The sequence below is a fragment of the Janibacter zhangyanbonis genome, from assembly GCF_050507325.1.
Classification (GTDB): domain Bacteria; phylum Actinomycetota; class Actinomycetes; order Actinomycetales; family Dermatophilaceae; genus Janibacter.
In genome coordinates, this window is record NZ_CP191481.1 from 1,950,403 (window position 1) to 1,976,297 (window position 25,895).

At 72.3% G+C, this 25,895-nt stretch carries 25 protein-coding genes; 5 read left to right on the plus strand and 20 right to left on the minus strand.

The window, feature by feature from the left end; genetic code table 11:
* Positions 1-345: 345 nt before the first annotated feature.
* Entirely contained in the window at positions 346-471 is a 126-nt protein-coding gene (locus tag ACQBJO_RS09495; RefSeq protein WP_421008393.1) for a hypothetical protein, read from the plus strand.
* Here ACQBJO_RS09495 and ACQBJO_RS09500 read toward each other — a convergent pair.
* The 15 genes from ACQBJO_RS09500 to pyrR all read right to left on the minus strand — a co-directional run bounded on the left by ACQBJO_RS09500 (position 458) and on the right by pyrR (position 17,135).
* Complete coding sequence (locus ACQBJO_RS09500) at positions 458-2,464, minus strand: primosome assembly protein PriA (RefSeq protein WP_421008394.1); 2,007 nt, start codon at positions 2,462-2,464, stop codon at positions 458-460. The genes ACQBJO_RS09495 and ACQBJO_RS09500 overlap by 14 nt on opposite strands.
* 26 nt (positions 2,465-2,490) lie before the next feature.
* Positions 2,491-3,297, minus strand: a complete 807-nt coding sequence (locus ACQBJO_RS09505) for an alpha/beta fold hydrolase (RefSeq protein WP_421008395.1) — start codon at positions 3,295-3,297, stop codon at positions 2,491-2,493.
* A gap of 5 nt (positions 3,298-3,302) precedes the next feature.
* Complete coding sequence (metK, locus tag ACQBJO_RS09510; protein WP_255183574.1) at positions 3,303-4,523, minus strand: methionine adenosyltransferase; 1,221 nt, start codon at positions 4,521-4,523, stop codon at positions 3,303-3,305.
* Positions 4,524-4,599: 76 nt separating this feature from the next.
* Positions 4,600-5,835 (minus strand): bifunctional phosphopantothenoylcysteine decarboxylase/phosphopantothenate--cysteine ligase CoaBC, encoded by a 1,236-nt coding sequence (gene coaBC, locus ACQBJO_RS09515; RefSeq protein ID WP_421008396.1) that lies wholly within the window; start codon positions 5,833-5,835, stop codon positions 4,600-4,602.
* Between the two features lie 13 nt (positions 5,836-5,848).
* Positions 5,849-6,163, minus strand: coding sequence for a DNA-directed RNA polymerase subunit omega (rpoZ, locus tag ACQBJO_RS09520; protein ID WP_168635252.1), 315 nt, complete (start codon positions 6,161-6,163; stop codon positions 5,849-5,851).
* Between the two features lie 25 nt (positions 6,164-6,188).
* Complete coding sequence (gene gmk, locus ACQBJO_RS09525; protein ID WP_255183576.1) at positions 6,189-6,749, minus strand: guanylate kinase; 561 nt, start codon at positions 6,747-6,749, stop codon at positions 6,189-6,191.
* A complete protein-coding gene (mihF, locus tag ACQBJO_RS09530) occupies positions 6,746-7,057 on the minus strand; it encodes an integration host factor, actinobacterial type (protein WP_421008397.1) in 312 nt (103 codons plus the stop codon). The genes gmk and mihF overlap by 4 nt, the downstream gene beginning before the upstream one ends.
* A gap of 41 nt (positions 7,058-7,098) precedes the next feature.
* Positions 7,099-7,995 (minus strand): orotidine-5'-phosphate decarboxylase, encoded by an 897-nt coding sequence (gene pyrF / locus ACQBJO_RS09535; RefSeq protein WP_421008398.1) that lies wholly within the window; start codon positions 7,993-7,995, stop codon positions 7,099-7,101.
* Complete coding sequence (locus ACQBJO_RS09540; RefSeq protein ID WP_421008399.1) at positions 7,992-8,975, minus strand: dihydroorotate dehydrogenase; 984 nt, start codon at positions 8,973-8,975, stop codon at positions 7,992-7,994. Before ACQBJO_RS09540 ends, pyrF begins: the two co-directional genes overlap by 4 nt.
* Positions 8,972-9,871 (minus strand): dihydroorotate dehydrogenase electron transfer subunit, encoded by a 900-nt coding sequence (locus tag ACQBJO_RS09545; RefSeq protein WP_421008400.1) that lies wholly within the window; start codon positions 9,869-9,871, stop codon positions 8,972-8,974. The genes ACQBJO_RS09540 and ACQBJO_RS09545 overlap by 4 nt, the downstream gene beginning before the upstream one ends.
* Complete coding sequence (gene carB, locus ACQBJO_RS09550) at positions 9,868-13,170, minus strand: carbamoyl-phosphate synthase large subunit (RefSeq protein ID WP_255183581.1); 3,303 nt, start codon at positions 13,168-13,170, stop codon at positions 9,868-9,870. Before carB ends, ACQBJO_RS09545 begins: the two co-directional genes overlap by 4 nt.
* Positions 13,170-14,327 (minus strand): glutamine-hydrolyzing carbamoyl-phosphate synthase small subunit, encoded by a 1,158-nt coding sequence (gene carA, locus ACQBJO_RS09555; RefSeq protein WP_421008401.1) that lies wholly within the window; start codon positions 14,325-14,327, stop codon positions 13,170-13,172. Before carA ends, carB begins: the two co-directional genes overlap by 1 nt.
* Positions 14,324-15,640, minus strand: coding sequence for a dihydroorotase (locus tag ACQBJO_RS09560; protein ID WP_421008402.1), 1,317 nt, complete (start codon positions 15,638-15,640; stop codon positions 14,324-14,326). Before ACQBJO_RS09560 ends, carA begins: the two co-directional genes overlap by 4 nt.
* On the minus strand, positions 15,637-16,611 hold the full coding sequence (locus ACQBJO_RS09565) for an aspartate carbamoyltransferase catalytic subunit (RefSeq protein WP_255183584.1): 975 nt from the start codon (positions 16,609-16,611) through the stop codon (positions 15,637-15,639). Before ACQBJO_RS09565 ends, ACQBJO_RS09560 begins: the two co-directional genes overlap by 4 nt.
* Entirely contained in the window at positions 16,608-17,135 is a 528-nt protein-coding gene (pyrR, locus tag ACQBJO_RS09570; RefSeq protein WP_430407098.1) for a bifunctional pyr operon transcriptional regulator/uracil phosphoribosyltransferase PyrR, read from the minus strand. The genes ACQBJO_RS09565 and pyrR overlap by 4 nt, the downstream gene beginning before the upstream one ends.
* A 298-nt stretch (positions 17,136-17,433) precedes the next feature.
* Here pyrR and ACQBJO_RS09575 point away from each other — a divergent pair, with 298 nt between their 5' ends.
* The 3 genes from ACQBJO_RS09575 (at position 17,434) to ACQBJO_RS09585 (ending at position 20,053) form a co-directional block, all read left to right on the plus strand.
* The gene (locus tag ACQBJO_RS09575; RefSeq protein ID WP_421008449.1) at positions 17,434-18,420 is read left to right on the plus strand and encodes a methionine ABC transporter ATP-binding protein; all 987 of its coding nucleotides are present in this window, start codon (positions 17,434-17,436) and stop codon (positions 18,418-18,420) included.
* The gene (locus ACQBJO_RS09580; RefSeq protein ID WP_421008404.1) at positions 18,417-19,118 is read left to right on the plus strand and encodes a methionine ABC transporter permease; all 702 of its coding nucleotides are present in this window, start codon (positions 18,417-18,419) and stop codon (positions 19,116-19,118) included. Before ACQBJO_RS09575 ends, ACQBJO_RS09580 begins: the two co-directional genes overlap by 4 nt.
* 86 nt (positions 19,119-19,204) lie before the next feature.
* Positions 19,205-20,053 carry a MetQ/NlpA family ABC transporter substrate-binding protein gene (locus ACQBJO_RS09585; protein WP_421008405.1) on the plus strand — a complete coding sequence of 283 codons (849 nt, stop codon included), beginning with the start codon at positions 19,205-19,207 and terminating at the stop codon, positions 20,051-20,053.
* A 6-nt stretch (positions 20,054-20,059) separates the two neighbouring features.
* Here the strand turns inward: ACQBJO_RS09585 and ACQBJO_RS09590 are convergent, their stop codons facing one another.
* The 4 genes from ACQBJO_RS09590 to efp are packed head-to-tail and all read right to left on the minus strand — an operon-like array spanning position 20,060 to position 22,884.
* Positions 20,060-20,716: an NUDIX hydrolase gene (locus tag ACQBJO_RS09590; protein ID WP_421008406.1), complete on the minus strand. Its 657-nt coding sequence runs from the start codon at positions 20,714-20,716 to the stop codon at positions 20,060-20,062.
* The gene (locus tag ACQBJO_RS09595) at positions 20,713-21,900 is read right to left on the minus strand and encodes an AI-2E family transporter (protein WP_421008407.1); all 1,188 of its coding nucleotides are present in this window, start codon (positions 21,898-21,900) and stop codon (positions 20,713-20,715) included. Before ACQBJO_RS09595 ends, ACQBJO_RS09590 begins: the two co-directional genes overlap by 4 nt.
* Positions 21,901-21,909: 9 nt before the next feature.
* A complete protein-coding gene (nusB, locus tag ACQBJO_RS09600) occupies positions 21,910-22,323 on the minus strand; it encodes a transcription antitermination factor NusB (protein ID WP_421008408.1) in 414 nt (137 codons plus the stop codon).
* A complete protein-coding gene (gene efp / locus ACQBJO_RS09605) occupies positions 22,324-22,884 on the minus strand; it encodes an elongation factor P (protein ID WP_255183591.1) in 561 nt (186 codons plus the stop codon).
* A gap of 177 nt (positions 22,885-23,061) precedes the next feature.
* Between efp and ACQBJO_RS09610 the strand changes: the two genes are divergently transcribed.
* Positions 23,062-24,606, plus strand: a complete 1,545-nt coding sequence (locus ACQBJO_RS09610) for a glutamate synthase-related protein (protein WP_421008409.1) — start codon at positions 23,062-23,064, stop codon at positions 24,604-24,606.
* A 30-nt stretch (positions 24,607-24,636) separates the two neighbouring features.
* Here the strand turns inward: ACQBJO_RS09610 and ACQBJO_RS09615 are convergent, their stop codons facing one another.
* Entirely contained in the window at positions 24,637-25,875 is a 1,239-nt protein-coding gene (locus tag ACQBJO_RS09615; RefSeq protein ID WP_421008410.1) for a hypothetical protein, read from the minus strand.
* Positions 25,876-25,895 lie beyond the last annotated feature (20 nt).

Genomic DNA, 25,895 nt, shown 5'->3' on the forward strand with positions numbered 1-25,895 from the left:
CCGGTCCGTCCGGGCACGCAGGGCCGGGTTACGGGAGAGCCAGCCACTCCTCGACGTCCGCCACCCTGCGGACCAACGGGTGGTGGTGGAAGACGCTGTCGTGGTGGACCTCCCCGACGAGCACGACGTCGACCGCCTGGCCAGAGCTGGCGCGCGCCAGCGCCGCCCCGAGCTCGAATAGGTGCCACCTCCCTCGTGCTCCGTGGCCAGGACGAGGACGGCGTCGGCAGCCAGCGCTCCGTCGAGGTCGTTCGTGGCAATGCGCTTCGCAGCCTCTGGAGCGTCGGCGTAGCCGCTATCCCCCACGTCGATGTCCTCGCTCCGGGTCCAGTCGAAGGTCAGCTGATGACCAGCCGCGACGACTGCCGCCTGCAGGGCCTGGACCTCGGTGACCGCAGCCAGGGGCGCTGCGACGTAGACCTTCATGCCGGGATGGTCGCAGGGCCCGCCGACAGCCTCACCCGGCAGTGAGGTGCCCGACCTTGACCGAGGTCAGGTCCGGCGCCTTGCGCGCGCTCTCGCCCGCCCGCACGTCCTTGAGGGCCGCGGCCACGAGCGGGCCGTCGGCGAAGGGAGCGGTGACGACGAGTCGGCGCTTGTCCTGCGAGCCCGTGACGGGCAGCGGCCCCAGCAGCTGCGCCTGCGTCGCGGCCGCCCGCACCGCGTGCTCGATCGGCTCGACCCTTTTGCGGTCGGCGACGACCTCGGCGGTCCACGTCGTCGGGGGCAGCGACAGCTCGGCCCGCTCGGCCAGCTCGCGCGCGGCAAACCACTCCGGGTCCCACCGCACCAGGGCCTCCACGGCGGGAATCGTCACGTGGGAGGGCGCCCCGCACAGGACTACGACGCCCCCGTCGCTCCACGAGCGCGTCAGCGCGGCCGCGGCGAACCACCGGCGCACCGCCTCCTCGGCTGCCCGCAGCTCGGGACGGTCGAGACTGGCCCAGGCGTCGAGGAGCAGCACGGCGGCATAGCCGCTCTCTGCGACGGGCTCGGCACCCGGCGTGGCCACGACGATCGCGGGCTCGCTCCCGACGCTCTCGTGGACCTCGCCCGCGCCGGAGGTGATGACGCGGATTCCCGGGAAGGAACGGCCGATCTCCTCGGCCGTGCGGCGTGCGCCGATGATCCCGGCACGCAGCCGGTCACCGTCGCAGTGCGGGCACTCGAAGCCGCGCGGGCTCTTGCCGCACCAGCCGCAGCGGGGTGGTTGGTCAGGCGCCGGCAGGGCGAGCGGTCCACGGCACTCGGGGCAGCGTGCCGGGGCCCGGCAGGTGGCGCAGGACATCGCGGGCAGGTAGCCCCGCCGAGGCACCTGCAGGAGGACCGGCCCCTGCTGCAGCGCCGCCGACGCGGCCCGGTGCGCCGAGGAGGGGATGTGCGCACGCGCGCCCGGCCCGTCACGCTCCTCGTCGAGTCCCTCTCCGGCGACGAGCACCCGCGGGGCCTCGCGCCGTGGGGTCGCTCCCCCGACGAGGTGCACCCGACCGGCGTCGACGAGCGCCGCGACGTCGGTCGACATGGCCAGACCACCGACGAGCAGGGCGCAGCCCTCGACGTCGGCCCGGGTCGACAGCACCTCTCGCACGTGCGCATAGGGCGCGCGCGGCTCCTCGTGAAGGTCGTCGCCGTCGTCCCACCACGCGACGAGGCCGAGGTCGCGCACGGGCGCGTAGGCAGCGGCGCGCGTTCCGACGACGACCCGGACGTGGCCGCGCAGCACCTTGAGCCACGCGGTGTACCGCGCCTGCGGGCCCTGGTCGGCCGCCAGCCGCACGTGCTGGTCACGGCCGAGCACCTCGGTCAGGGCCGCGTCGACCCGCGCGACGTCGCGCTGGTCGGGCACGACGATGACCGTGCCGCGGTCGGAGAGCAGGGCCGCGCGCGCCGCCTCGGCGAGGGCTCGCGGCCAGTCGCTCTCGGCCGGCCGCGAGGGGCCGGCGAGCCAGGCCGCGCGGGGCGACTCCCCCGCCGCGACACGTGACCACCACGCCGCACCGGCGCGGTACCCGGCCCATACCTCGGGCACGGGGGCGGGCGACGGGAGATCCTCCCCTTCGCTCTGCTCGTCCGTCGCCGACTCGTCGGCCGCGCTCTCGTCGGCCGCCGGCGGCTCGACGGGCAGCGCTTTCTCGGCGCGGGCGTGCCGGGGCGGGATCGCTAGCCGCAGCACGTCCATCACCGTGCCGGCCTGGTGGCGGGAGACCCGACGGGCCAGCTCGAGGACCTGCGGCGTGAGCACGGCCTCCGGCGAGACGACGGTGCGGATCGGGGCCAGCCGCCCGGTGTGCTCCGCGACGTCGCTGCGCTCGACGACGTAGCCGGCGAGGTCACGCCCGGCGAAGCGCGCCTTGACCCGCACGCCCGGCTGCGCGGCCTCGTCGAGCTCCTCGGGCACGAGGTACTCGAAGGGCCGGTCGAGATGGACCAGCCCCGAGTCGACGAGGACCTGGGCGACGCGCACGGGGACAAACGTAACCGGGCGGTGTGTCAGCCGGCCGGGTGCACCTGCCAGGCCCAGTCGGCGAGCAGCGCGGCGACCACCTCGGGGCGGTCGAGGTGCACGTTGTGACCGGCCCGGTCCAGCGACGCGGTGCTCCCCCGCGGCAGCCCACGGGCCCAGTCCCACTGGTCGTCGACCCCGACGATCGCGTCCTGGCGCCCGGTGACGACGAGGACGGGCAGGTCGAGGTCGCCGGGCGAGGGCATCGGCAGCGCGTAGGCGGCCGCGAGGCGCCTCCCGGCCTCTGGGTCGCCCGCCCGCAGCCCCGGCAGGACCGCCCGGCGGAAGGCCTCCCAGCCCTGCCGGGTCTGGTCGACGGCGACGGCCGCGTACTCCACGGCGTCGGCCGGGTCGAGCGACGCGAGCAGTTGCGGGTCCTCGCGGACCTGGGCTCGCGCCCGCCTCCGCCGGTCGTGCTGTGCGACGACGACGGGGGCCAGCAGCGCCAGCCCGAGGCACTGCCCGGCCCGGCGGGCGGCGAGGTCTGCCGCCAGCAGGCCACCCATGGAGTTGCCCACGACGGCGAAGGGGGTCTCCCCCACGGTCTCGCCGACCCACGCGTCGAGCCAGTCGGCGAGGTCGGTGAGACCGCCGCGCCCCTCGAGCGCCGGGCTGCGGCCGAAGCCGGGCAGGTCGACGTAGATCCGTTCCCACCTCCCCGGGGCGGCGAAGACCTCGTCGAGCTCGAGGAGCAGGCGGTGGTCGACGCCGTTGCCGTGGACCATGACGAGAGGGACGCCCGTCCCCCGGCGCACGACGTGCGGGCGGGGACGGACGTCCCTCTCGGACGTCACGGGGATCAGCGGACCGCGGCCTGCAGGGCCTCGACCTTCGTCGTCTGCTCCCACGGGAAGGGGTTGTCGTAGCCGGCGGCCTCGGTGCGACCGAAGTGGCCGTAGGCGGCGGTCGGCGCGTAGATCGGGCGGAGCAGGTCGAGCTCCTCCACGATGGCCAGCGGCCGCAGGTCGAAGACCGCGTTGACGGCCGCCTGGATCTTGTCGACCGGGACCTTCTCGGTGCCGAAGGTCTCGATGTAGAGGCCGACCGGCTGGGCGGCGCCGATCGCGTAGGCGACCTGGACCTCGCAGCGACCGGCGAGGCCGGCGGCGACGACGTTCTTGGCGACCCAGCGCATGGCATAGGCGGCGGAGCGGTCGACCTTCGACGGGTCCTTGCCCGAGAAGGCGCCGCCACCGTGACGGGCCATGCCGCCGTAGGTGTCGACGATGATCTTGCGACCGGTGAGGCCGGCGTCGCCCATGGGGCCGCCGATGACGAACTTGCCGGTGGGGTTGATCAGGGTGCGGTAGTCGGACGTGTCGAGCTCGACGCCGGACTCCTTGAGCGCGGCCATGACCGGCTCGAAGACGTGCGCCTTGATGTCGGCCGGCAGCTGGCGCTCGTGGTCGATCTCGGCGGAGTGCTGCGTCGAGAGCACGACGGTGTCGAGGCGCACAGCGCGGTCACCGTCGTAGTCGATGGTCACCTGGGTCTTGCCGTCGGGGCGCAGGTAGTCGAGCTCGCCCGACTTGCGCACCTCGGTGAGGCGCTGCGAGAGCCGGTGGGCGAGGAAGATCGGCAGCGGCATGAGCTCGGGCGTGTCCTCGCAGGCGTAGCCGAACATCAGACCCTGGTCGCCGGCGCCCTGCTTGTCCTTGGGGTCGACGCCACCGGTGCGGTTCTCGTAGGCCGTGTCGACGCCCTGGGCGATGTCGGGGCTCTGCGCGCCGATGGAGATCGAGACGCCGCAGGAGCGACCGTCGAAGCCCTTGTCCGACGAGTCGTAGCCGACGCCCTCGGCGATGACCTTGCGCACCAGCTGCGGGATCTCGACATAGGCCTCGGTGGAGACCTCACCGGCGATGTGGACCAGGCCCGTGGTGACCATCGTCTCGACGGCGACCCGGCTGCGCGGGTCGGCCTCGAGCATCGCGTCGAGGATCGAGTCGGAGATCTGGTCGCAGATCTTGTCGGGGTGACCCTCGGTCACCGACTCCGAGGTGAAGAGACGTCCGGACACGCAGCACTCCCATGGTCGTGGACGGACGATCGTGGTGACCGCCCGGTACGGGCCCGGCCAGTCTAAGCACCTTGGCTCAGTCGGCGACGGTGGATCCCACGACGACGTCCCAGATCCGGTGGGAGACGACCGACTTGCTCGCCGGGCCGATGTCGACGACCGCGTCCCGGCCCCGGGTGAGCACGTGCACCGTCGTCTCGTCGGCGCCGAAGGTCTTGTCGACCCCGACCTCGTTGACGACGAGCAGGTCGCAGCCCTTGCGCTCGAGCTTGGCGCGGCCGAGCTCGAGGACGGAGCCGGTCGCGTCGCCGGTCTCGGCGGCGAAGCCGACGATGATCGGCGAGCTGGCCTCGCCGCGGGCCGCGACGAGCCCGGCGAGGATGTCGGGGTTGCGCACGAGCCGGATCGTCGGCGCCGCGTCGGGGTCGGCCGGGTCGTGCGTCTTCTTGATCTTGCTCTCGGCGTACTCCGCCGGGCGGAAGTCGGCGACCGCAGCCACCATGACGACGACGTCGTGCTCCGTGGCGCGGGCCGTCATCTCGGTCTCGAGCTCGAGCGCGGTCTGCACCGGCACGACGGTGATGCCGTCCGGCACCGGCAGGTCGAGGTTGGCCGCGACGAGGGTGACCCGGGCACCCCGGGCCGCGGCGGTCTCGGCGAGGGCCAGGCCCTGCTTGCCGGAGCTGCGGTTGCCCAGGTAGCGCACCGGGTCGAGCGGCTCGCGGGTGCCGCCGGTGCTGATGAGCACCCGGCGTCCCTCGAGGTCGCGGGTCGGCGACGAAGCGCTCGCCTCGACTGCGGCCATCGCGGCGGCGTGGATCACCTCGGGCTCCGGGAGGCGCCCGGGGCCGGTGTCGGCGCCGGTCAGCCGGCCGGAGTCGGGCTCGACGACGGTGACCCCGCGCTCGCGCAGGGTGGCGACATTGGCCCGCGTCGCCGCGTGCTCCCACATCTCGGTGTGCATGGCCGGGGCCATGACGACCGGGCAGCGGGCGGTGAGCAGGACATTGGTCAGCAGGTCACCGGCGAGGCCGTGCGCGGCCTTGGCGAGCAGGTCGGCCGTCGCGGGCGCGACGACGACGAGGTCGGCGGTCTGGCCCAGACGCACGTGCGGCACGTCGGTGATGTTGCTCCAGACGTCGGTCTGGACGGGGCGACCCGAGAGGGCCTCCCACGTCGGGGCCCCGACGAAGCGCAGCGCGGCCTCGGTCGGGACGACCGTCACCTCGTGCCCGCCCTCGGTGAGCAGGCGCAGCAGCAGGGCAGCCTTGTAGGCGGCGATGCCGCCCGCGACACCGAGGACGATGCGCACGAAGGGGGACCCGTCAGGCCTCGTCGACCGGCGCCTCGGCGACCGGTGCGGCGGGCGCGGCGCCCTCCTCGGGGGTGGCCTCCTTGGTCAGCAGGCCTTCGTTGATCTCGCGCAGCGCGATCGACAGCGGCTTGTCGTGGACCTGCGCGTCGACGAGGGGGCCGATGTACTCGAGCAGGCCCTCCTGCAGCTGGGAGTAGTAGGCGTTGATCTGACGGGCGCGCTTGGCGCCGTAGATGACGAGGGCGTACTTGGAGTCCGCCTTGGTCAGGAGGTCGTCGATCGGCGGGTTGGTGATGCCGATGGGGTTGGCCTGGGTGCCGGACACGTCGAGATGGTCCTTGTCGTCGGGGTCAGGTGGTCGATCTCATCAATGATACGAGTTCCTCCGCCGCACGACGAATGTCGTCGTTGACGATGACGTGGTCGAACTCGCCCTGGGCCGCCAGCTCGACCTTCGCGGTCTCCAGCCGGACGGCTCGCTCCTCGGCCGTCTCGGTCCCCCGACCCTCGAGCCGACCGACGAGCTCCTCCCACGACGGGGGCGCGAGGAAGACGAAACGCGCGTCGGGCATCGAGGCCCGCACCTGACGTGCCCCCTGCAGGTCGATCTCGAGCAGCGGCAGCCGGCCGGCCTCGAGCGCGTCGTCGACGGGCCCGCGCGGCGTGCCGTAGGAGGCCCGACCGTGGACGACGGCCCACTCGAGCATCTCGCCGCGCGTGACCATGTCGGCGAAGTCGTCGCCGCTGATGAAGCAGTAGTGCACGCCGTCGACCTCGCCCGGCCGCGGCGGTCGGGTCGTCGCGGAGACCGAGAGCCACACCTCGGGGTGGTGCTCGCGGATCCACGCGGCGACGGTCCCCTTGCCGACGGCGGTCGGGCCGGCGAGGACGGTGAGGCGGGGGCTGCTCATGTGAACCTCTCCAGGAGTGCGGCGCGCTGGCGGGGACCGAGCCCGCGCAGTCGGCGCGAGTCGGCGATGTCGAGCTCGTCCATCACCCGACGGGCGCGGGCCGGGCCCACGCCGGGCAGGGACTCGAGCACGGTGGCGACCCGGGTGCGGCTCAGGACCGGGTCGTCGTCGGCCGCGGCGAGGGCCTCGGCCAGGGTGGTGCGCCCGTGCTTGAGCCGGTCACGCAGCAGCGAGCGCTGCCGCCGGGCCTCGGCGGCCCGCTCGAGCGCCCGGGCACGCTGCTGCGCACTGAGGCTCGGGACGGACACTGCTCCTCCAGGGCGACCGGGGACGGGGTGCCGTCACCTTCTCACGCCGCGGTGATGCGGGCCACCTCGGTCGCGACCTCACGGGCCCGGGAGCGAAGGGAGGAGACGTCCGGTCCCGCACGCAGCACGTCGCGGCTGCTGCTGGCGAGGACCTGCGGGAGCGCGCCGGCGAAGACGTCGCGCACGTCCTGCGCGGTGCCACCCTGCGCCCCCAGGCCGGGAGCGAGGATCGGCCCGGCCATGGCCGGCAGGTCGACGCCCAGGTCGCGCACGGCCGAACCGACCGTCGCACCGACGACGAGCCCGATGCTGCCGAGCTCGCCGGCCTCGCGGGCGGCGGCGTTGTCGGCGGCGGCCTCGTCGGCGACCGCGCCGGCGACCGAGCGCCCGTCGGCCAGCCGCGCGTGCTGGACGCTCGCCCCCTCGGGGTTGGAGGTCAGCGCGAGGACGAAGACCCCGCGACCGGTCGCGTGGGCGAGGTCGATCGCCGGGCGCAGCGAGCCGTAGCCGAGATAGGGGCTCAGGGTGATCGCATCGGCCGCGGCCGGTGCGTCCTTGCCGAGGAAGGCCTCGCCGTAGGCGTCGACGGTCGTGCCGATGTCGCCGCGCTTGACGTCGAGGAGGGTCAGGGTGCCGGCGTCACGAAGGTCGGTGAGGGCCCGCTCGAGGATGGCCACCCCCTTCGCCCCGAAGACCTCGAAGAAGGCCGACTGCGGCTTGACCGCGGCCACCGAGCCACCGAAGGCCTCGACGCAGGTCATCGTGAAGCGCTCGAGCCCGGCGAGGTCGTAGGTCAGCCCCCACGACTCGACGAGGGCCCGGTGCGGGTCGAGACCCGCGCACAGCGGACCGTGCTCGTCCATCGCGGCCCGCAGGCGCTCCCCGAACGTTCCCTGAGGTGCGACGGAGTCGCCTCGAAGGGTGGTCTCGGTGCTCATGGCGTGAACCTCTCGTGGGCGATGCCGACGACGTCGGCGAGACGGGTGAAGCCACGCTCTGCGACGAGCGCTTCGAGCTCGCGACCGACCCGCTCGGGGGCGGTCGGGTCGTTGAAGGCCGCGGTGCCGACCTGGATCGCGCTCGCACCGGCGGCGACCAGCTCGAGGGCATCACGGCCGCTGCGCACTCCCCCGACACCGACGATCGGCGCGGTCTTGATCCGCCCGGCCCGCATCGCCCCGGCGACCTGCCAGACGGCGCGCACGGCCATCGGCCGGATCGCCGGGCCGGAGAGCCCTCCGGTCGCGGCGATGAGGTGCGGCCGCAACCGGTCGACGTCGATGGCCACCCCGAGGGTGGTGTTGATCATCGTCAGGCCGTGGGCGCCGGCCTTGAGGACCGTGTCGGCGATCTCGACGATGTCGGTGACATCGGGGCTGAGCTTCGCGAGCATCGGCAGGCCCCGCGGGACCTCCTCTCGCACGAGGGTCATCACCTTGTGGGAGCTCGCCGGGTCGCAGGCGAAGACGAGCCCGCGGTTGGCGACGTTGGGGCACGAGATGTTGACCTCGATGGCGGCCACCGCGCTCGCGTAGCGGCTGCGCACGACGGCGCGGGCGACGCCCGCGAACTCCGAGGCGGTGTTGCCGGCGATCGAGACGACGACCCGGGCCCCGATCGAGTGCAGCCAGGCGAGGTCCTCGTCGACGAAGGCCTGCACCCCCGGGCCCTGCAGGCCGATCGAGTTGAGCATCCCCGAGGGGGTCTCCGCCATCCGCGGGGTACCACGCCCGGAGACCGGCCCGGGCTTGACCGACTTGGTGACGAAGGCGCCGAGCCGGGTGATGTCGATGAAGCGGTGCATCTCGCGGCCGTTGGCCGCGCAGCCGCTCGCGGTCATCATCGGGTTGGGCAGGCGGGCCCCGGCGAGGTCGACGGACATGTCCACAGGCGAAGGGGGTGCAGCGGGCGTGGTCATCGGGCCTCCTTCGGGGCGCCGACGGCGTCGGCGGGCACGTGGCACAGGCCGTCCTCGAAGGCATCCCAGCGCACGCGGTCGCCGCGGAAGACCGGGCCCTCGAGGCAGCTGCGGATCATCTTCGTCGTGCCCTGCGCGTCACGCACGGGCATGACGCAGGTCATGCAGATGCCCACACCGCAGGCCATGGCCTCCTCGACGGCGACCTGGGCGACGATGCCGTGGTCGGCGGCGATGTCGCTCATCGAGCGCAGCATGCCCATCGGGCCGCAGCCGTAGAGCACACCGGCCCCGGTGCGGGCGATGAGGTCGGGCAGCACGTCGGAGACCCAGCCCTGCGTCCCGGCGGACCCGTCGTCGGTGGTCACGGTGACCCCGTCGGCGACGCGGCGGGCCTCGACGACCCCGAAGAGCCGGTCGGCGGAGGCGGCCCCGAGGACGATCTCGACCGGGCAGCCGCGCTCGCGCAGCTGCTCGGCGAGCCAGAAGAGCGGCGCGGAGCCGTAGCCACCGCCGACGAGGATGCACGGCACCGGCTGCGAGGGCAGCGGGAAGCCGCGACCCAGCGGGCCGACGACGCTCACCGACTCCCCCGGCTCCAGGGCCGTGAGGATCTGGGTGCCGGGGCCGTGGGCGGCGACGACGATCTCGGTCGTGCCGCCGTAGGTGCCGACCGGGCTGACCCGGTGGATCGAGAAGCTGCGCCGCAGCAGCATCGAGCTCGTGCCGTCACCGACGGCGAGCGCGACGAACTGCCCCGGTCGGGCGATCTCCGCCAGGCCGGGCGTGACGAGCGTCAGGTGCCGGTAGGCACCGACCGCGACATTGCCGAGGACCTCGGCCTCGACCTGGACGACGCCCGCACCCTCGCGGGCGGCGACGGTGCGGGCGGTCACCGCCGGACCCCGTAGAGGTCGAGGTCGCGCGCGTGCTCCTGCAGCGGCTTGACCCGCAGCTCGCCGTGCATCCGCGCCTCGATGGCCTGGACCGCGGCGGTGAGCTGCTGGACCGTCGTGACGATCGGCTTGTCCATCGCCGTCGTCGCCGCGCGGATCGCGTAGCCATCGGCCCGGGCGTGCTGCCCCGACGGGGTGTTGAAGACGATGTCGACGTCGCCCGCGAGGATCCGGTCGACGATGCTCGACTCCCCTTCGCCGCGCTCGGAGTGCTTGGTGACGACCTCGCACTCGACGGCATTGCGGCGCAGCACGTCGGCCGTGCCCTCCGTCGCGAGGATCGTGAAGCCGAGGTCGGCCAGGCGCTTGATCGGGAAGATCATCGCCCGCTTGTCGCGGTTGGCGACGGAGACGAAGACATTGCCGTTCGTCGGCAGGCCGCTCGCCAGCGAGCCGAGCTGGCTCTTGGCGAAGGCCGCGCCGAAGTCGGCGTCGATGCCCATGACCTCGCCCGTGGAGCGCATCTCGGGGCCGAGGAGGGAGTCGACGACGTCGCCCTCCTTCGTCCGGAAGCGCTTGAAGGGCAGCACGGCCTCCTTGACCGACATCGGCGCGTGCGCCGGCATCGAACCACCGTCGGCATCGCGCGGGAGCATGCCCTCGGCCTTGAGCTCGGCGATGCTCGCGCCGAGCATGACGCGGGCCGCGGCCTTGGCGAGCGGCACGCCCGTGGCCTTGGCGACGAAGGGGACGGTCCGCGAGGCGCGCGGGTTGGCCTCGAGGACGTAGAGGACGTCCTGCGCCAGGGCGAACTGCACGTTCATCAGGCCGCGCACGCCGATGCCCTCGGCGAGGGCGAGGGTCGCCTCGCGGACGCGCTGCAGCTCGGAAGTGCCGAGCGTCGCCGGCGGGAGGGTGCAGCTGGAGTCACCGGAGTGGATGCCGGCCTCCTCGATGTGCTCCATGATCCCGCCGAGGTACATCTCGGTGCCGTCGTAGAGCGCGTCGACGTCGATCTCGATCGCGTCGTCGAGGAAGCGGTCGACGAGGATCGGGTGCTCGGGGCTGGCGATCGCCGCCCGGGTGACGTACTCCGAGAGGGTCGCGTCGTCGTAGACGATCTCCATGCCGCGGCCACCGAGGACGTAGGACGGCCGCACGAGGACCGGGTAGCCGATCTCGCGGGCGATCTCGACGGCCTCCTCCGCGCTGAAGGCGGTGCCGTGCTTGGGGGCGTTGAGCCCGGCCTCGTGCAGGACCCGGCCGAAGTGGCCCCGGTCCTCCGCCAGGTCGATCGCCTCGGGCGAGGTGCCGACGATCGGCACACCCTCGGCCTTGAGCTGGTCGGCCAGGCCGAGAGGCGTCTGCCCGCCGAGCTGGACGATGACGCCGGCCACCGGTCCGGCCTGGGTCTCGGCGTGGATCACCTCGAGGGCGTCCTCGAGGGTGAGCGGCTCGAAGTACAGGCGGCTGCTCGTGTCGTAATCAGTCGAGACCGTCTCGGGGTTGCAGTTGACCATGACCGTGTCGTAGCCGGCATCGCGCAGGGCGAAGCTCGCGTGCACGCACGAGTAGTCGAACTCCACGCCCTGGCCGATGCGGTTGGGGCCCGAGCCGAGGATGATGACCGCCGGCCGCTCGCGCGGCTCGACCTCGGTCTCCTCGTCGTAGGAGCTGTAGTGGTAGGGCGTGCGCGCGGCGAACTCCGCGGCGCAGGTGTCGACCGTCTTGAAGACCGGGCGGACCCCGAGGGCGTGCCGGACCCCGCGCACGACGGCCTCGTCCATCCGGCGCAGCCGGGCGATCTGGGCGTCGGAGAACCCGTGGCGCTTGGCCAGGCGCAGCACCTGCGGGTTGAGCTCCGGGGCGTCGTGGACCTGCTGGGCGACCTCGTTGATCAGCTCCATCTGGTCGAGGTACCAGGGGTCGATCTTCGTCGCCTCGTGGACCTCCTCGACCGACAGACCCGCACGCATGGCCTGCTGGACCTGGACGATCCGCCCGTCGGTCGGCACCTTCGCCGCCTCGAGGAGTGCCCGGCCCTGCTCGAGCGTCGGCTGGTCACCGTCCCAGTGGAAGGCGGCGCCCGAGCGCTCGGCGGAGCGCAGCGCCTTCTGCAGGGCTTCGGTGAAGTTGCGCCCGATGGCCATCGCCTCGCCGACGGACTTCATCGTCGTCGTGAGGGTCGGGTCGGCGGCCGGGAACTTCTCGAAGGCGAAGCGCGGCACCTTGACGACGACGTAGTCGAGGCTCGGCTCGAAGGCCGCGGGGGTCTCCTCGGTGATGTCGTTGGGCACCTCGTCGAGGGTGTAGCCGATGGCCATCTTCGCCGCGATCTTCGCGATCGGGAAGCCGGTGGCCTTCGACGCCAGCGCCGAGGAGCGCGAGACGCGCGGGTTCATCTCGATGACGATCATCCGGCCGTCGGCGGGGTTGATCGCGAACTGGATGTTGCAGCCGCCGGTCTCGACCCCGACCTCGCGGATGACCGCGATGCCGACGTCGCGCATGCGCTGGTACTCGCGGTCGGTGAGGGTCAGGGCGGGGGCGACGGTGATCGAGTCACCGGTGTGCACGCCGACCGGGTCGAAGTTCTCGATCGAGCAGACGACCACGACGTTGTCCGCCGTGTCGCGCATGACCTCGAGCTCGTACTCCTTCCACCCGAGGATCGACTCCTCGAGCAGGACCTCGGTCGTCGGGCTGTACTGCAGGCCGGCGCCGGCGATGCGGCGCAGGTCGGTCTCGTCGTAGGCGAAGCCCGAGCCCAGGCCGCCCATCGTGAAGGAGGGACGCACGACGACCGGGTAGCTCAGCTCCTCGGCGGCCGCGAGGCACTCGTCCATCGTGTGGCAGATGACCGAGCGGGCCGACTCGGCGCCGCAGCGCTCGACGACGCCCTTGAAGCGCTCGCGGTCCTCGCCGAGCTCGATGGCCTCGACGCTCGCACCGATGAGCGGGCAGCCGTACTTCTCGAGCACGCCGGCCTCGTGGAGCGAGATCGCGGCGTTGAGGGCTGTCTGGCCACCGAGGGTGGCGAGCACGGCGTCGGGGCGCTCTCGCTCGATGATCTTCTCGACGACCTCGGGGGTGATCGGCTCGACGTAGGTCGCGTCGGCGAACTCCGGGTCGGTCATGATCGTCGCGGGGTTGGAGTTGACGAGGATGACCCGGATGCCCTCCTCGCGCAGGACGCGGCACGCCTGGGTGCCGGAGTAGTCGAACTCGCAGGCCTGGCCGATGACGATCGGGCCGGAGCCGATGACGAGGACGCTGGAGATGTCGTCGCGCTTGGGCATCAGGCCTGCGCCTCCTTCGTGCTGAGCAGGTCGGTGAAGCGGTCGAAGAGGTAGGCGGCATCGTGCGGGCCGGCCGCGGCCTCCGGGTGGTACTGGACGGAGAAGCCGAGCAGCCGGCCCCCGTCGTGCAGCTCGAGCCCCTCGACGACGTCGTCGTTGAGGCACACGTGGCTCACGGTGGCCGTGCCGAAGGGGGTCTGCGTCGCCTCGTCGAGGGGTGCGTCGACGGCGAAGCCGTGGTTGTGCGCGGTGACCTCGACCTTGTTGGTCGTCCGGTCGAAGACCGGCTGGTTGATGCCCCGGTGGCCGTACTTGAGCTTGTAGGTGCCGAAGCCGAGCGCCCGGCCGAAGAGCTGGTTGCCGAAGCAGATGCCGAAGTACGGCAGCCCCCGGCGCAGCGCCTCCTGGAGCAGCTCGACCTGGTCACCGGCGGTCGCCGGGTCGCCGGGGCCGTTGCTGAAGAAGAGCCCGTCCGGGGAGACCGCCAGCACGTCCTCGATCGTCGCCGTGGCCGGCAGGACGTGCACCTCGATCCCGCGCTCCGCGAGGCGGGTCGGGGTCATCGTCTTGATGCCGAGGTCGAGGGCCGCGACGGTGAAGCGCTTGTCCCCCTTCGCCTCGACGACATAGGGCTCGCTCGTGCTCACCTGGGCGGCGAGGGCCGAGCCGGCCATCTCGGGGGCCGAGGTGACCCGCTCGAGCATCGCGGCCTCGTCGGTCACGGCCTCGCCGGAGAAGATGCCGACCCGCATGGCCCCGCGCTCGCGCAGGTGACGGGTCAGGGCGCGGGTGTCGATGCCGGCGATGCCGACGACACCCTGCGTCGTCAGCTCGTCCTCGAGGGTGCGGCGCGAGCGCCAGTTGCTCGGGCGCAGCGCGGGGTCGCGCACGACGTAGCCCGCGACGTGGATGCACGAGGACTCGTCGTCCTCGTCGTTCCACCCGGTGTTGCCGACGTGCGGGGCCGTCATGACGACGACCTGGCCGCGATAGCTCGGGTCGGTGAGGGTCTCCTGGTAGCCGGTCATGCCGGTGCTGAAGACCGCCTCGCCGACGGTCTCGCCGACGGCCCCGTAGGCCGTGCCGGCGAAGGTGCGCCCGTCTTCGAGGACGAGGACGGCCGGTGCGGTGTCACCGGTGCTGCTGTGCGTGCTCAATTGCTGACCTCTCCGTCGGCGGCCGTGACGCGGCCGCGCAGGATCGTCGTGCGGACGCGCCCGGTGAGGGTGTGCCCGGCGAAGGGGGTGTTGCGGGACAGGGAGTGCGACGCGGCCGGGTCGACGGTGATCCGGTCGGTCGGGTCGACGAGGACGAGGTTGGCGGGGGCGCCCACCTCGATCGCGCGACCGTGGTCGGTGAGGCCGGCGATGCGCGCCGGCGCGTGGGACATCCGCTCGGCGAGGGTCGCCAGGTCGATCCGACCCGAGTCCACCATGACGTCGTGGACGACGGCGAAGGCGGTCTCCAGGCCGAGCATGCCGAAGGCCGCGTCGGGGAAGGCGTGCTCCTTGTCGTGGCGGGCGTGCGGGGCGTGGTCGGTGGCGACCGCGTCGATCGTGCCGTCGGCGAGGGCCTCGCGCAGGGCCTCGACGTCCTCGGCGGGGCGCAGCGGCGGGTTGACCTTGTAGACCGGGTCGTAGCCGGTGAGCAGGTCGGTCGTCAGCACGAGGTGGTGCGGCGTGACCTCGGCGGTGATCCGGGCGCCGCGGCGCTTGGCCCAGCGCACGGCCTCGACGCCCTCGGCCGTCGAGACGTGGGCGACGTGCACCCGGGAGCCGGTGTGCAGAGCGAGCTCGGCGTCGCGGGCGATGATGCTCGACTCGGCGACGGCGGGCCAGCCGGTCAGGCCGAGCCGACCGCTGAGCTCGCCCTCGTGGCAGCAGGCCGCCGGGCCGGCGAGCGCCGGGTCCTGGCTGTGCTGCGAGATGACGCCGTCGAAGGCGCGCACGTACTCGAGCGCCCGGCGCATGACCCGCGCGTCGTGGACGCAGCGGCCGTCGTCGGAGAAGACGCGCACCCGGGCGCGGGAGCGGTGCATCAGGCCGAGCTCGGCGAGCTCGGCGCCCTCGAGCCCCTTGGTCACCGAGCCGATCGGCTGCACGTCGCAGTGACAGGCGGCGACTCCGAGGTCGAGCACGCGCTCGGCGGCCTCGGCGGTGTCGGTCACCGGGCTCGTGTTGGCCATGGCGAGCACCGCGGTGAATCCGCCCGCGGCGGCCGCGGCGGAGCCCGTCGCGACCGTCTCGGCGTCCTCGCGACCGGGCTCGCGCAGGTGGGTGTGCAGGTCGACCAGACCGGGCAGGAGGGCGAGGCCGTCGCCGTCGACCCGGTGGGTGTCGGTGCCGGCACCTGCCGCGGCGTCGGCTCCGACGGCTGCGATGACGCCGTCGCGGACGAGGACGTCGGCGGTCGTCGCGCCGAGCAGCGAGGCACCGGTGATGAGCAGGTCGCGGGTGTCGAGGTCGCTCATGCCGCGCCCCCCTTCGTCGTCGGGCCGGAGGCCAGCAGGTGGTAGAGGACGCTCATCCGCACGGCGACGCCGGAGCTCACCTGGTCGAGGACCAGGCTGCTCGCCGCGTCGGCCGCGTCGGCGGCGATCTCGAGGCCACGGTTCATCGGGCCGGGGTGGCAGATGACCGCCTCGGGGTTGGCCGCCGTCAGCGCGGCGAGGCGGTCGCGGGTCAGGCCGTAGCCGACCGTGTACTCGCGGGCCGTGGGGAAGAAGCCGCCGGACATCCGCTCTCGCTGCACGCGCAGCATCATCAGCGCGTCGACCCCGGAGGCGATGACCTCGTCGAGGTCGTCGCTCAGGGCGAAGCCCTCGGCCTGCGCCCACGCGGTCGCGCCGCTCGGCATGAGCGTCGGCGGGGCGACCACGGTCACCTCGGCACCCATGCGGGGCAGGGCCAGCACGTTGGAGCGGAAGACGCGGCTGTGCGTCACGTCGCCGACGATCGCGACCCGCTTGCCCTCGAGCGAACCCAGCCGGCGCTCGATCGTGTAGGCGTCGAGCAGTGCCTGCGTGGGGTGCTCGTGGGTGCCGTCGCCGGCGTTGACCACGCTCGTCGGCGTGCTCGACTCGTCGAACCACCGCGCGACCTGGTGGGCCGCACCGGAGGCCTGGTGGCGCATGACGATCGCGTCGACCCCCATGGCCGCGATGGTGCGCACGGTGTCGCGGAGGGACTCCCCCTTCGACGTGCTGGAGCCCTTGCCGGTGATGTTGATCGTGTCGGCACTCATCCACTTGCCCGCGATCTCGAAGGAGGAGCGGGTGCGGGTGGAGTCCTCGAAGAAGAGGTTGATGACGGTGCGCCCGCGCAGGGTCGGGATCTTCTTGACCTCGCGGTGCTGCACCTCGTGCATCTCGGCGGCGGTGTCGAGGACCGCCCGCAGGGCGTCGTCGTCGAGGTCGGCGACGGAGAGCAGGTGGCGGGTCATCGCTCACCACCCCCGGAGATCGTCACCGCGTCGTCGACGCCGTCGTGCTCCGCCAGGCGCACGGTGACCCGCTCGGCCTGGGAGGTCGGCAGGTTCTTGCCGACGTGGTCCGCGCGGATCGGCAGCTCGCGGTGGCCACGGTCGACGAGGACCGCCAGCCGCACCGCGCGGGGGCGGCCGTAGTCGGCGAGCGCGTCGAGGGCCGCGCGCACGGTGCGGCCGGAGTAGAGCACGTCGTCGACGAGGACGACGATCCTGTCGTCGACCCCGGAGGCGGGGAAGGTCGTCTGCTGCGGCGCCCGCGTGGGCCGCGCGCGCAGGTCGTCGCGGTACATCGTGACGTCGAGGGAGCCGACCGGCACGGAGCTGCCCTCGATCTCGGCGACGAGGTCGGCGAGGCGGTGGGCGAGCTCGACGCCGCGACTGGGGATGCCGAGCAGGACGACGTCCGCGGCCCCCTTGTTGCGCTCGACGATCTCGTGGGCGATGCGGCGCAGCGCTCTGCCGACGTCGGAGGTGCTCATGACCTCACGGGCGGGCGGCTGCTGGCCGTCCTCTGGGGGCGTGTCCGGACACATGGGTGTCTCAAGACCTCCTTCTCTGCCTCACGGGACAGTGGTTAAAGGATGTCGATCGGCCCCGACTCTACCCGCGCCCGACCGCTCGGCCGAACCCGTCTCACCAACCCTGCATCACCCTAGGGTCGTGCAGGGTTGGGTTGGCCCAACTCTGCACGACCCTAGGGTCGTGCAGAGTGACGCAGGCGTTTTGCTTATGCGTTCCATAACTTCCTATTATCTTCCGGTGACCGACACCCCCGCTCTGCTCGACGTGCGCGGCCTGCGCAAGGAGTTCGCCTCCGCCCGCGGCCCCGTCGTCGCCCTGGACGACATCACCCTGTCGATCCCCCAGGGCTCCATCCACGGCATCGTTGGCCGCTCCGGCGCCGGCAAGTCGACGCTCATCCGCTGCCTCACCGGGCTCGAGCAGCCGACCGCCGGGACCGTCGTCCTCGACGGCACCGACATCCCCGGCCTGCGCGGTGCCGAGCTGCGGGCGGCCCGTCGCCGCTTCGGCATGGTCTTCCAGCACGCCAACCTGCTCGACTCCCGCTCGGCCGCCGACAACATCGCCCTGCCGCTCGAGATCGCCGGCTGGTCGGCGGACGAGCGATCGGCCCGGGTCGCCGAGCTGCTCGACCTCGTCGGGCTCGCCGACCGGGCCGACAACCACCCCGGTCAGCTCTCCGGCGGCCAGCAGCAGCGCGTCGGCATCGCCCGCGCCCTCGCGACGCGCCCCGACATCCTCCTGTGCGACGAGCCGACCTCCGCGCTCGACGCCGCGACGACCCGCCAGATCCTCGGGCTGCTGCGCGACCTGCGCGATCGCCTGGGCATCACCGTCGTCATCATCACCCACGAGCCCGCCGTCGTGCGCGAGGTCTGCGACGCGGTGACCCTGCTCGGCGAGGGCCGGGTCCTCGAGACAGGCAGCATCGGCGAGGTCGTCGCCGACCCCGCGGGCCGGCTGCACCGCGACCTCATCCCCCTTCCCCCGCTCCCCCTCGGCCACACCGCCGGCTACGTCGAGGTCGCCCTCGGCGACTCCCGCGCCGCGACGACGAGCGTCGACGCGGTCCTCGACCTGCTGCGCGCGGCCGACGTGCCGGCCGAGGTCGCCGCCGCCACCCTCGAGACCATCGCCGGCCGCCGGGTCGGCCGCATCCAGCTCGAGGTCGACCCCGCCCGCACCGCCGAGGCCGTGCGCGTCCTCGAGGCCGCCCACCTCTCCCCGGAGGCGGCCGCATGAGCGCCCTCGCCAGTCTGGGCACCGCCGCCGCCGATGGGTGGCTCGACAACCCCGTCATCCGGGAGATCGTCCCGACCGCCGTCCTCGAGACCCTCGCCATGACGGCCCTCGCGAGCATCATCACGGCGATCATCGGCATCCCCGTCGGCGTGCTCCTGCACAACTCCTCGCCGGGCGGCATCGCGCCCCATCCCCTGCTCCACCGGGTGCTCGGCGCGGTCGTCAACATCGGCCGCTCGCTGCCCTTCCTCATCCTGATGATCGCGATCATCCCTTTCACCCGGCTCGTCGTCGGGACCTCGATCGGCTGGCAGGCAGCGGTCGTGCCGCTCACCGTCGGCGCGATCCCCTTCTACGCCCGACTCGTCGAGACCTCGCTGCGCGAGGTGCCGAGCGGCAAGGTCGAGGCGGTGACGATGATGGGCGCCACCCGCCGGGAGATCACCCGCAAGGTGCTGCTGCCCGAGGCCCGCTCCGGCCTCGTCGCCGGGCTGACGACGACGATCATCGCCCTCATCGGCTACACCGCCATGGCCGGCGCCGTCGGCGGCGGCGGCCTGGGCGCGGTCGCGATGTCCTACGGCTACAACCGCTTCGAGACCGACGTCATGGTCGTCTGCGTCGTGCTGCTCGTCGCCATCGTCACGATCGTCCAGCTCGTCGGTGACCTCGTCGCACGACGGCTCGACCGCCGGTGAGCCGCCACCTGCGCCACGCGACGTTCCTCCCCTTCGCCACACCCACGCACCACCGGCCCCCGGGCCGCCCGCTGAAAGGAACCCGCATGTCCCCCGTCCGCACCGCCACCCGCGCCGCCGCGGTCCTGTCCGTCTCCGCCCTGGCCCTGTCCGGGTGCGGCCTGATGAAGGGCGACGCCGAGGGCCCCACCGAGAACGGCGACGGCATCACCAAGATCACCGTCGGCGCCTCCCCCACGCCGCACGCGAAGATCCTCGAGTACGTCGACAAGGAGCTGGCCCCCGAGGCGAAGCTCGACCTCGACATCAAGACCTTCGACGACTACGTGCAGCCCAACGTCCAGCTCTCCGAGGGCACGCTCGACGCCAACTACTTCCAGCACCTGCCCTACTACGAGGAGCAGGTCGAGGACCGCGGCTACGACTTCGCGCACTACGACGGCATCCACATCGAGCCCTTCGCCCTCTACTCCGACTCGGTCAAGGACATCAAGGACCTGCCCGAGGGCGGGCAGATCGGCATCAACAACGACCCGTCCAACCAGGGCCGGGCGCTGCAGCTGCTCGCGGACAACGACGTCATCACCCTCAAGAAGGGCAAGGACGCGACCAATGCGACGATCCTCGACGTCGAGGACAACCCCAAGGACCTGGAGTTCAAGGAGACCGACGCCGCGCAGCTCGCCCGCTCGCTGCAGGACCTCGACGCCGCGATCATCAACGGCAACTACGCCATCGAGGCGGACCTGTCGGTCGACGACGCCCTCGCCGTCGAGGAGGCCAAGGACAACCCCTACGCCAACTTCCTCGCCGTGCAGAAGGCCAACGAGGACAACGCCGGCCTGAAGAAGCTCGACGAGCTGCTCCACTCCCCCGAGGTCAAGGCCTACATCGAGGAGACCTGGCCCCAGGGCGAGGTCCTGCCCGCCTTCTGATCCCGCTCAGCCCCCGGGCACCACGTCGGTGACCCGCGGGCGCGACGCCGGCCGGTCGTCACGGACACCCGTGATGACCGGCCGCAGTCGTGTCACCGCCTCGACGCTGCCCAGGTCGAGCAGCTCCTGGAGGATGACCCGGGTCGGCGTCATCAGCCGCAGACGGCCGGCCGCGCCGGCCGCGAGCAGCGCCTCGACCACGTCCCACTCCGAGTCCACCGCCTCGGTCGTCAGGTGCATGGGCTGGCCGGGCGCGGAGGCCGGGACCGGCAGGACGAAGAAGGAGACGTCGAAGCGCTTGGGTGGCCCCTCGGGCGTCACCCAGCGGTCCCAGGGCACGAGCGACTCCGGCGGGGTGACCAGCCCGGTCTCCTCCGCGAGCTCGCGCAGCCCCGTCGCGACGAGGGTGCGGGCATCGGCGGCGCGGTCCCCGTCGACGGGCACGTGCCGCCACCGGTGGACGTGGTCGGCCACGGTCGCGGACGACAGGGCGAGGTCGGCCCCCTTCGCCACGTCGCCGGGGTCGCAGCGGCCGCCGGGGAAGACGACGGCGCCCGCCGCGAAGTCCATCGTCGGCTGACGGTGCTGGACGAAGACCTCCGGGCCACGCGCACCGTCCCGCAGCGGGATGACGCTGACGGCGGGCCGCGGGAGGACGCTCACTCGGTGACCGCGGCGTCCTGCTCGACCTCGGCGACCTCGGCGCCCTCCTCGGTCTCCGATTCCGCCTCGTCGGCGGTGATCTCACCTGCCCGCAGGGCCACCTGCTCGCTGAGGTAGCGCAGGATCACCGCCCCCACGGCGGCCACCGGCACCGCGAGGAAGGCCCCGACGATGCCGAAGACCGTGCCGCCGATCGTCACGGCGAGCAGGATGACGCCGGCGTGCAGCTCCATGGACCGGCCCTGGAGGAAGGGCTGCAGGACATTGCCCTCGATCTGCTGCACGGCGATGATCAGCGCGAGCACGAGCAGGGCGGTCGTCGGACCCTCGGCGACGAGGGCGACGAGGACGGAGAGGAAGCCGACCGCGAAGGCACCGACGATCGGGATGAAGCCACCGAAGAAGGTGAGCACCGCCAGCGCGAAGGCGAGCGGCACGCCGAGCACGACGAGACCGACGCCGATGAGCACGGCGTCGACGGCGGAGACGATCGCCTGGGTGCGGATGAAGCCCCCGAGGGTGGCCCACGAGCGGGTGGCCACCTCCGAGAGGTGGGCGCCGGCCCGCGGTCCGCTGACGCGACAGACGAAGGGGAGGAACGCCGGCCCATCCTTGAGGAAGAAGAAGACGAGCACGAGGACGAGGACGAGGGTCACGGCGCCGGAGCCGACCGCCGAGGCGCCGGCGAGGGCACCGGTGGCGATCTGGCCGCCCCGGTCCTGCAGCCAGGTCCGGGCCGTGTGGACCGCGTCGTCGATCGTCTGGTTGTCGAGGTTGAAGGGCGGCTTGGCCGCCCGCTGCTGCAGCTCCGACAGACCCTTGGAGGCCGAGTCGGCCAGGTCGCCGGACTGGCTGATGAGCGACGGGGTGATCGCTCCCAGCACGCCGAAGAAGACGATGAGCGCACCGAGAATCACGATCACCGCGGCGAGCGCTGCGGGCAGCCCCTTGGACCGCAGCCACCGCGTCGGCGGCCACAGCACGGTCGCGACGATGAGGGCGAGCAGGACGGGGAAGACCCCGACCCACAGCTTGCCGAGGACCCACCAGAGGATGGCGGCGCCGGCGGAGACGAGCAGCAGGCGCCACGACCAGCGCGCCAGCCACGTGAAGCCCTCACCGATGACGGTGCCTCGGTCGACGGTGGTCGCCGGCTCCTGCGCCGGGTCGTGCGCTGTGCTCAATGTCTCTCCTCAGACGAGGGTGGGCTTGACCTCGACGATGCGGGCCAGCAGGCCGTTGACGAACTTCGGGGACTCGTCGGTGCTCAGCTCGGTGGCCAGGGCCACGGCCTCGCTGACGGCGACGCCGTCGGGGACCTCGTCGTTGAAGAGGATCTCCCAAGCGCCCAGACGCAGGATCGCGCGGTCGACGTCGGGCATCCGCTCGAGGCTCCAGCCCTGGCTGTACGTCGTGAGCGCGTCGTCGATGTCGCTCCAGTGGGCGACGACTCCCTGGACGGCGGCGACGGTGTACTCGTTGAGCGGGGCCGGGGTCACCGGCGTCTGCGCGCGCTCGCGTGCGAGATCACCGGCGTTGACCCGCCGGGACTCCGCCTCGAAGAGCAGGTCGACCGCGCGACGACGAGCCTTGGTCCGGGCTCCCACTCAGCTCACTCGACCGAGGTAGGACCCGTCGCGGGTGTCGACCTTGACCTTGGTCCCCTGCTCGAGGAAGAGCGGCACGGAGATCTCGGCGCCGGTCTCGAGGGTCGCGGGCTTGGTGCCGCCGGTCGAGCGGTCGCCCTGCAGGCCGGGCTCGGTGTAGGTGATCTCGAGGACGACCGAGGCGGGCAGCTCGACGTAGAGCACGTTGCCGTCGTGGCGGGCGATGACCGCCTCCTGGTTCTCGAGCATGTACTTCGCGGCGTCGCCGACGACCTCGGGCGTGACCGGGATCTGGTCGTAGGTGTCGGGGTCCATGAAGACGAAGTCGGTGCCGTCGTTGTAGAGGTACTGCATCGTCCGCTTGTCGACGTTCGACGTCTCGACCTTGGTGCCGGCGTTGAAGGTCTTGTCGACGGTCTTGCCGCTCGTGACGTTCTTCAGCTTGGTCCGGACGAAGGCCGGGCCCTTGCCGGGCTTGACGTGCTGGAACTCCACGACGCTCCAGAGCTGGCCGTCGATGTTGAGGACCATGCCGTTCTTGAGGTCATTCGTCGTTGCCACGGATGTGCTCGCCTTCGCGTTGTCGTCAGGTGGTCTCCCGCCGCTGCGCCGGAGGGCGCGCGCGGGCCGCCCAGCATCTTAACCGGCGAAGGGAGGATCCACCCACGCGCGCACCCGGCCCGGCGTGCGGCGGCGGCATCCACGCAGACCCGAGGAGGAAGGTGCAGGATGGCGGGCATGAAGTCGAAGGCCGCCGTCGCCACCGTCCTCGCCGCCACCGCCGGGCTCGCTGCCCGCGACCTGCTGCAGAAGCAGCACTCGCTCAAGCGCAACTTCCCGGTCGTCGCCAACGCCCGCTACCTGCTCGAGAAGATCGGTCCGGAGCTGCGGCAGTACATCGTGACGAGCAACGACCAGGAGCGGCCCTTCAGCCGCGACCAGCGCTCGTGGGTCTACGCCTCGTCGAAGATGGAGAACAACTACGTCGGCTTCGGCACGGACAACGACGTCGAGCAGCTCGAGGGCTACCCGGTCCTCAAGCACCGCACCTTTTCCTCCGTGGCGGCGCCGTCGAGCCCGCACAGCGCCGAGGACGTCGTGCTGCCGTCGGCCAAGGTGCTCGGTGGTCCGCGCGGACGGCGGCACGCCTTCCGCCCCCAGTCGTGCGTCAACATCTCCGGCATGAGCTTCGGCTCGCTGTCCGGCAATGCGATCACCGCGCTCAACGAGGGCGCCCGCCTCGCCGGCGCCCTGCACTGCACGGGCGAGGGCTCGCTGTCGGAGTACCACCGCCAGGGCGGCGACATCATCTTCCAGATCGGCACGGCCTATTTCGGCTGCCGCGACGAGGAGGGCCGCTTCGACATGGAGCGGCTCAAGCAGGTCGCGGCCTCGGCGCCTGTGCGCGCCATCGAGATCAAGCTGAGCCAGGGTGCGAAGCCGGGCCTGGGTGGCATGCTCCCCGCGGCGAAGATCTCCGCCGAGATCGCGCAGACTCGCGGGATCCCGCAGGACAAGGACTGCGCCAGCCCGTCCCGGCACACCGAGTTCGACGACGTCGACTCCTTGCTCGACTTCGTCGAGCGGGTCGCCGACGAGACCGGCCTGCCCGTGGGCATCAAGTCCGCGGTCGGTGACCTCACCTTCTGGGAGGAGCTGGCCGAGGCGATGGCCGACGGCACGCGGGGCGTGGACTTCATCGTCATCGACGGAGGCGAAGGGGGGACCGGCGCGGCTCCCCTCGTCTTCAGCGATACGGTCGCCCTGCCCTTCCGGCTCGCCTTCACCCGCGTCTACGGCGTCTTCGCCCGGGCCGGCCTCGCCGACCGCGTCACGTGGGTCGGGTCCGGCAAGCTCGGCCTGCCCGAAAATGCCCTCGTCGCCTTCGCCCTCGGCGTCGACATGGTCCACGTCGCGCGTGAGGCGATGCTCGCCATCGGCTGCATCCAGGCGCAGAAGTGCCACACCGACCACTGCCCCACCGGCGTCGCGACGCAGAACCCCTGGCTCTCCCGCGGCCTCGACCCGACGCTCAAGGCGCACCGGGTCGACAACTACATCCGCACCCTGCGCCGCGACCTGCTCAAGGTCTCGGAGGCCTGCGGCGTCTGGCACCCGGGCCTGCTCACCGTCGACGACGTCGAGCTGCTCCTGGGCAACCGCAAGGCCACCCCGCTCGGCGAGGTCTACGAGTACGCGCCCGGCTGGGGTCGCCTCAGCGACGAGGACGAGGCGGCGATCACCGAGATCATGTCCGCCTCGGCCCCGCGCGGCCGCTCCTGAGCGCGGGCCCGCGCGTCAGGGGGCCGCGGCTCAGTCCACCGCCTCGGTGACCGTGTCCGCGAAGCCGGGGGTCTTCGCCATCTGCCGCGAGAAGTCGGCGGCGCCCTCGGGCGCGAGGTGGATCGCGTCACGGCCGCTGCCGTCGCCGTACCAGGAGCCGAAGCGGTTGATCGCGAAGAGCGGCACGTCGGCCGTCGCCGTGATCTCCTTCGCAGCCTTCTGACGGCGGGTGTCGTAGCCCCGCCAGCGCTTCTCGAGGTTGTCCTGGTGGACGGGCGAGTACGGGATCGTCGAGGAGACGACCGTCGCGCCGTGCTCGCGCAGCAGCTCGACGGTGGCGTCGAAGTCCTTCGTCGCCTGCTCGCCGACGTGCGGCAGGCCGGGGTTGCCGCGGGCCACCCGCTTGGCGCTCGTCTCGCGCACCTCGTCGAGGGGCATCCCCGGGTGGATCATGAAGCCGTCGGAGCGCAGGAAGCCCTTGGACCCGATGGCCAGGCTCGTCTGCGGCATCTCGCCCTCCTGCGCCCGCTCCACCTGACCACCGGCATCGCGGAAGCGGTAGCGCAGGTCGGAGTGGTAGCGCTCGCAGTCCTTGACCTCGGCGGCCCCCCACTCCTTGGTGGTCGGCCGGTCGCAGCCCTGGACCATCGCGGAGAATCCGGTCTTCTGGACCTCGCTCTCGTAGAAGCCGTCGTCCTCGGCCGCCCGGGTGGAGAGCATCAGGACCGCCACGTCGGGGACCTTGTCCTCCTTGACGAGGTACTCGGCGACCATCTTGTTGATCCCCCAGCGGGCGCGGCTGCTGGCGGCGTTGAAGACGGTGACGTCACTCCCCTTCGCCTTGGTCAGCTCCTTGCCGAGCACCTGCGGGTCGACGCCCTGCTGGGTCATCGAGTCGCCGAAGAAGACGACGTCGGGCGCCTCCTTCGCCTGGGTGATGCTGTTGATCATCGTCTCGAAGTAGGCCCCGTGGGTGCGCCCGACGGGCAGCTTGCCCTCGTCGACCCAGGTCTTGAGCTGGGCGGACGTGACGTCACGCGGCAGCTTCGCCTTGGTGTCGAGCGACGGGAAGTCGTCGCCCTTGATGACCATCGCGGCCTTCTCCTCCGGCGCCGGCGTGTAGCCCTTCGGGCTCGACGACGGGCTGGCGCTGCTCGACGACGAGCCGTCGGCGGAGCTCGAGCTCGAGGACCCACCCGACGCGCCCGCGCAGGCGGTCAGGGTGAGGGCAGCGGTGAGGGCGAGGGCTGCGGGACGCACACGTGACATGCCCACGACGTTAACGCGCC

What these genes read in the sequence shown, in the direction of transcription:
- carB (WP_255183581.1), bottom strand. Translation starts at nt 13,170, where the DNA reads ATGCCCAAGCGCGACGACATCTCCAGCGTCCTCGTCATCGGCTCCGGC.
- gmk (WP_255183576.1), bottom strand. Translation starts at nt 6,749, where the DNA reads ATGAGCAGCCCCCGCCTCACCGTCCTCGCCGGCCCGACCGCCGTCGGC.
- ACQBJO_RS09565 (WP_255183584.1), bottom strand. Translation starts at nt 16,611, where the DNA reads ATGACCCGCCACCTGCTCTCCGTCGCCGACCTCGACGACGACGCCCTG.
- pyrF (WP_421008398.1), bottom strand. Translation starts at nt 7,995, where the DNA reads ATGAGCACCGAGACCACCCTTCGAGGCGACTCCGTCGCACCTCAGGGA.
- ACQBJO_RS09615 (WP_421008410.1), bottom strand. Translation starts at nt 25,875, where the DNA reads ATGTCACGTGTGCGTCCCGCAGCCCTCGCCCTCACCGCTGCCCTCACC.
- ACQBJO_RS09495 (WP_421008393.1), top strand. Translation starts at nt 346, where the DNA reads ATGACCAGCCGCGACGACTGCCGCCTGCAGGGCCTGGACCTCGGTGAC.
- ACQBJO_RS09580 (WP_421008404.1), top strand. Translation starts at nt 18,417, where the DNA reads ATGAGCGCCCTCGCCAGTCTGGGCACCGCCGCCGCCGATGGGTGGCTC.
- ACQBJO_RS09585 (WP_421008405.1), top strand. Translation starts at nt 19,205, where the DNA reads ATGTCCCCCGTCCGCACCGCCACCCGCGCCGCCGCGGTCCTGTCCGTC.
- ACQBJO_RS09610 (WP_421008409.1), top strand. Translation starts at nt 23,062, where the DNA reads ATGAAGTCGAAGGCCGCCGTCGCCACCGTCCTCGCCGCCACCGCCGGG.
- pyrR (WP_430407098.1), bottom strand. Translation starts at nt 17,135, where the DNA reads ATGAGCACCTCCGACGTCGGCAGAGCGCTGCGCCGCATCGCCCACGAG.
- ACQBJO_RS09560 (WP_421008402.1), bottom strand. Translation starts at nt 15,640, where the DNA reads ATGAGCGACCTCGACACCCGCGACCTGCTCATCACCGGTGCCTCGCTG.
- ACQBJO_RS09540 (WP_421008399.1), bottom strand. Translation starts at nt 8,975, where the DNA reads ATGACCACGCCCGCTGCACCCCCTTCGCCTGTGGACATGTCCGTCGAC.